This is a genomic window from Chthonomonas sp., assembly GCF_035294165.1.
Taxonomy (GTDB): domain Bacteria; phylum Armatimonadota; class Chthonomonadetes; order Chthonomonadales; family Chthonomonadaceae; genus Chthonomonas.
This window is the reverse complement of the sequence record NZ_DATGLN010000004.1, coordinates 1-4750: the sequence shown is the minus strand read 5'-3', so window position 1 is coordinate 4750 and position 4750 is coordinate 1. Positions and strand designations below refer to the sequence as shown.

The following is a 4750-nucleotide window of genomic DNA, read 5'->3' as shown; positions in this document are numbered from 1 at the left end:
GAGAGCAGGATACGCAGATGATGCGATACGGCCGGCATGGACATATCGAGCAAAACGCTTAGTTCACAAACACAAAGTGGCTCGTTGGAGAGGGCATAGAGAATGCGTAAGCGCACGGGGTCGGCCACGGCCTTCAGCAGAAGCGCTGTCTCCTCGAAGTTCTCTTCAGGTGGCATCTTCTTCGCCACGCGACGCACGCGCGTTGGGTCGCTATTATAGACGTCGCAGGTGATCTCTTCTATGGAACGTTTCAAACGGGTTGGCATCGTTTCCTCCTTCAAACAATTGTACGATTGTTTAATTGATAGAGTTTCCACTATGTTCCTGGAAAGCGATTGTAAGCAGCCGACCCAAAATGGAGAAGATAACCTCACTAGATCGTAGAAACACAACAGAATGAGCGTGCATGGAGGCTAAGCGATGCGCACTATCGGCAGTCCCCAAATCGAAAATGAGCTAGTAGAACTTCTACGCCATAACTGGGAACTGGAGATGGACGGGTACGCGATGTATTCGGCGCTTGCCGAGCGCGATCGCGTGCCCGAACGGAAAACGATTTTTCGGAAAATGGCGGAGATGGAACGCCGCCATGCCGAGCAGTGGGCCAAAAAACTACAGGAGATGGGGGCTGCCGTCCCAACAGAGCATAAGGGGGAGAAACACTCCGTTAATTTAGCGGCCAGTGCTGGCGGCATGCAGCAGATTATCTTGGCCATTGAGGCAGAGGAACGCCGCGACATTGCCAACTACCTCCAACAGATGCAGCAGATAGAGGATGAGAGCATTGCCTCCATTTTACGCGAGGTCGTGCTCGACGAGTTTGCCCAAGCACGCATTCTACGCCGTTTATATGCTCAAAGCAGCCCGCGCTCCGTGCTCGATTTTCTCTTGAGCAAGGAGCGACGCGCCACCGGAAGCTGGATCGGAGATGCCGTTTACGGAGTCAATGATGGTCTGGGTGCTATTTTTGGGATCGTTAGTGGAGTATCGGGGGCTACCCTTGGCAACAGCAAGTATGTTTTATTGGCCGGTCTAGCCGGCATGATCGCCAGTGCCTTCTCTATGGGTGCCGGCGCCTACCTTTCGGCGAAGAGCGAGCGGGAGATTTATGAGGCGGAGATGCATCGGGAAAAGGAGGCCTACGAGGCACACCCAGAGGAGGCTAAGGAAGAGCTGGCCATCTTCTACCAACTGAAGGGTATACCCGAAAAAGACGCCGTTAAGATCGTGGAGTATCTGGCGGCTAAGCCGGAACAGTTCCTCCGCACTCTGGCCGCCGAAAAACTCAATCTAACCGATGAAGCGCTCTCCAACCCCATTACTTCGGCGCTTTCCGGTATGTTCTCAACGGCAGTAGGGGCATTCATTCCCATCATCCCCTTCTTCTTCCTCACCGGCTATACAGCGGTTATCGTAGCGGCCGTGGTTTCGATGGCAGCCCACTTTGCAGTGGGAGCCGCCAAGAGCTTGCTAACCGTGCGCTCCTGGTGGAGCAGCGGCTTGGAGATGACGATTGTAGGCGCTCTCGAAGGGTTAATTACCTACGTCATCGGTATCGGACTGGGGCATGTTGGCGCCTAGCAAGCAAGCTTTTGAATGCGCTTTCGATACTGCTTGAAAAAAGTTGTTGACACATCATCAGGTTTGTGCGATAATCTTAGAAACGAATCGCTCCCGGCGTTGCGATTTCTGTCGTGAAGCTCAAACAGACTACGTAGTCTGCACTGCGTGAACATAAAAACCAGTAACTGTAAGATACAAGAGGACATGCTGTTCGTCTAAAGAATGCCTTTTAGGCGTGTTTTGGAGGGCCAGAGAAGTATCATGAAGACGCCGGTTGATTTTGCCGATAAGGCAAGAGTGCGGGCGCTTCGGCAGTATGCCATCCTCGATACACTGCCCGAAGAGCCTTACGACCATATCGCGCTTGCCGCAGCCGCTCTGTGCTCGGCTCCCTATGCGCTGATCGGGTTCGTGGACGAAGAACGAGTCTGGTATAAAGCACAAGTAGGCCTAGACCTTGTGGAACTGCCCCGTGAGTTGGCCTTCTGCTCTCATGTGATCTCTCAAACCAAACCTTTGCTCGTTCCCGACACCCAGCGCGACGCGCGTTTTGCGCTTTGTCCCCTTCTCCAGCCGCCGCACTCTATTCGCTTTTATGTTGCCGTGCCGCTCATCACGCCAGATGGCTATGTTATCGGCGCGCTCAGCGTGCTCGATGTTCGCCCTCGACGCTTGAATCGTGAGAAGCTCCATGTGCTGCAAACATTGGCCACTAGCATCATGCACCGCATGGAGCTTGATCGAAAATCGGCGGAGCTGAAACGCCTCCTGGTGGAGTGGGAATGGATGGAGGATGCCCGTCGCATCGAAACCTCCATTCTCAACGCCGTGGTTGAAGGTACAAGCGACGCCATTTTTGTGAAAGATACCCAAGGTCGTTACCTTAAAGTGAACCCATCGGCGGCCTCCTTGCTGGGCCGCCCTCAAGAGGAGATATTAGGCCGTGATGCCCGGGCCTTCTTCACGGAACAGGAATCGCGCAACCTGATTCAGAGCGATCTTGAGGTGCTACGCTCCGGCCAGACGCGCATGGTTGAAGAGATCATCACCGTGCGCGGAAGCCCCCGCGTCTACCAAACCACAAAAAGCCTTTGCCGTGATGAAAATGGGCGCATTCTTGGCGTCGTAGATATCTCACGCGACATCACAGACCGCAAACGGGCAGAAGAGAGCCTCGAACGTCAACTTCGCCGTCTGGCCGCCCTGCGTTCCATTGAAATGGCCATCAACGCCAGCCTCGACCTACGCATCACACTTGAAATCCTTCTCGACCAGGCCGTCGCCCAATTAGAAGTGGAAGCGGCTGATATCCTCCTCATCAACAGCTATACCCAAACCCTTGAGCTTGCCGCACGTCGTGGTGTTTGCGCTTGGGAGAAACGGGTCGACTCCTGTAGGCTTGGCGAGGGCTTTGCCGGTAGAGCCGCCTTGGAGCATCGAATCGTGAGCGTTCCCGACCTCGAACGCGGTGCGGAGGGCAATCCCTCCCCGCTCTTACGCGCCGGCGCTGTTGGCTACTTCGCCGTCCCTCTAATCGCCCGCAACCACATCCGCGGTGTGCTCCAAATCTACTATCGTGGGCCGCGTGAGTTCGACGGTGAGTGGTTTAACTTCCTAGAAACTCTTACTGAACAGGCCGCCATCGCCATCGAAAACGCCACCCTCTTTGAAGACCTGCAGCGTACCAATCTCGAACTCACACTCGCTTACGATGCCACCATCGAAGGCTGGGCACACGCTCTTGACCTGCGTGACCAAGAGACAGAGGGCCATTCCCGCCGCGTTACCGACCTCACCCTTCGACTGGCACAAGAAGTAGGGCTTAGCAAAAGCGAACTGATGCATGTGCGCCGTGGCGCGCTGTTACACGACATCGGCAAAATGGCCATTCCCGATCGCATTCTCTTTAAACCCGGCCCGCTTGATGAGGCCGAGTGGGAGATCATGCGGCGGCACCCGGTCTATGCCTACGAGATGTTGTCAAAAATTGACTATCTGCGGCCGGCCCTCGACATTCCCTACTGCCACCACGAAAAGTGGGACGGCACAGGCTATCCTCGTGGCTTAAAAGGAGAACAGATCCCCATTGCCGCCCGCATCTTCGCCATCGCCGACGTTTGGGATGCTCTTCTCTCCGATAGGCCCTACCGTAAAGGATGGCCGGAAGAGAAAGTGCGTGCTTATATCCGCTCGGAAGCCGGCAAGCATTTTGACCCGGAGATCACCCGCCTCTTCCTCCGCCTCCAGCTCGAGACCATCGCAGTGTGAGAGGATTTCAATTTGAGATCTAATCTAACCGTCGAAAATCTAGTAAATACTCATAGGTAATCCCCATCGTAATATAGTTGGATGGCCATCCTAAAATCCCAATCCGATTGACGATGTTGGTGCGATCCCAAGTCAGATACCCCTGGCTAAAGCACAGGGGCTTGCGCCTGGTTGGAAGCATGACCCTCCAACCGACACAATAGGGCGTCTGAACATTCGCCCCGTGCCTTGAGGTTTCTCGCCGCATTGAAATCAGCATTCGCCTCAAAGCCACACTGTTGACAGTGGAACTGGCTCTGGCTTTTGCGGTTCTCTCTCGCGCAATGTCCGCATACAGAACAGGTGCGAGAGGTATTGCGCGGGTCTACTAGAACCACAGGCACTCCTGTCGCCTCTGCTTTATAGGCGATAAATTGACGCAGTTGCAGAAAAGCCCAGTTACCGAGGAGCCATCGCATCTCGCGAGAAACCGTTTCTGCTCAAGACAACGGAGGTCTTCCAGAGCGAGTGCCTTTCGCGATTGTACTGCAGTACGAACGAGGGATTTAGAAACCACGTGATTGGTGTTCTTAACAAACCGAGACTGTTTGGCGCGAATCTTCTTCAAATGCCGTTTCGCGCTCTTGGTGCCGCGCTTTTGAAGCAGACTACGGAGGCGCTTGAGACGGCGGCGAACGGCTTTGACGGCTTCGCCCGAATAGGTATTGCCGTTACTATCGGTAGCGAGTTCTACGATGCCCAGGTCAACACCAAGAACCCCTTCGCAAACAGGTTCTGGTGACTCGGCTTCCACCACCACATGCAGGGAAAAGGCACCGTCACGAAAACATAAGTCTGCCGAGCAGGGCTGCCAGTGGGCGTAACGAGTGTAGTAGTCACACAGGCGGAAGGGTACACAAACACGACCTTGTGTGGTGGC

General features: G+C 54.7%; 5 protein-coding genes. 2 read left to right on the top strand and 3 right to left on the bottom strand.

Translation table 11 applies throughout. The annotated features are described in order from the left end of the window. Positions 1-266: metalloregulator ArsR/SmtB family transcription factor (locus tag VKV29_RS00045; protein WP_324199248.1), on the bottom strand; the 266-nt coding region annotated here is incomplete at its 3' end. Between the two features lie 154 nt (positions 267-420). On the opposite strand from VKV29_RS00045, the gene VKV29_RS00040 reads away from it, so the two are divergent. Then, the gene (locus VKV29_RS00040) at positions 421-1581 is read left to right on the top strand and encodes a VIT1/CCC1 transporter family protein (RefSeq protein ID WP_324199247.1); all 1161 of its coding nucleotides are present in this window, start codon (positions 421-423) and stop codon (positions 1579-1581) included. A 243-nt stretch (positions 1582-1824) separates the two neighbouring features. Then, entirely contained in the window at positions 1825-3831 is a 2007-nt protein-coding gene (locus VKV29_RS00035) for an HD domain-containing phosphohydrolase (RefSeq protein WP_324199246.1), read from the top strand. Between the two features lie 146 nt (positions 3832-3977). Here the strand turns inward: VKV29_RS00035 and VKV29_RS15340 are convergent, their stop codons facing one another. Beyond that, positions 3978-4289: a zinc ribbon domain-containing protein gene (locus tag VKV29_RS15340; protein WP_414647333.1), complete on the bottom strand. Its 312-nt coding sequence runs from the start codon at positions 4287-4289 to the stop codon at positions 3978-3980. Continuing rightward, positions 4199-4750: transposase (locus VKV29_RS00030; protein WP_324199245.1), on the bottom strand; the 552-nt coding region annotated here is incomplete at its 5' end. The genes VKV29_RS00030 and VKV29_RS15340, both read right to left, overlap by 91 nt.

Excerpts from the sequence above, each read along its gene's own strand:
- VKV29_RS00040 (WP_324199247.1), top strand. The coding sequence starts at position 421 with ATGCGCACTATCGGCAGTCCCCAAATCGAAAATGAGCTAGTAGAACTT.
- VKV29_RS00035 (WP_324199246.1), top strand. The coding sequence starts at position 1,825 with ATGAAGACGCCGGTTGATTTTGCCGATAAGGCAAGAGTGCGGGCGCTT.
- VKV29_RS15340 (WP_414647333.1), bottom strand. The coding sequence starts at position 4,289 with ATGCGATGGCTCCTCGGTAACTGGGCTTTTCTGCAACTGCGTCAATTT.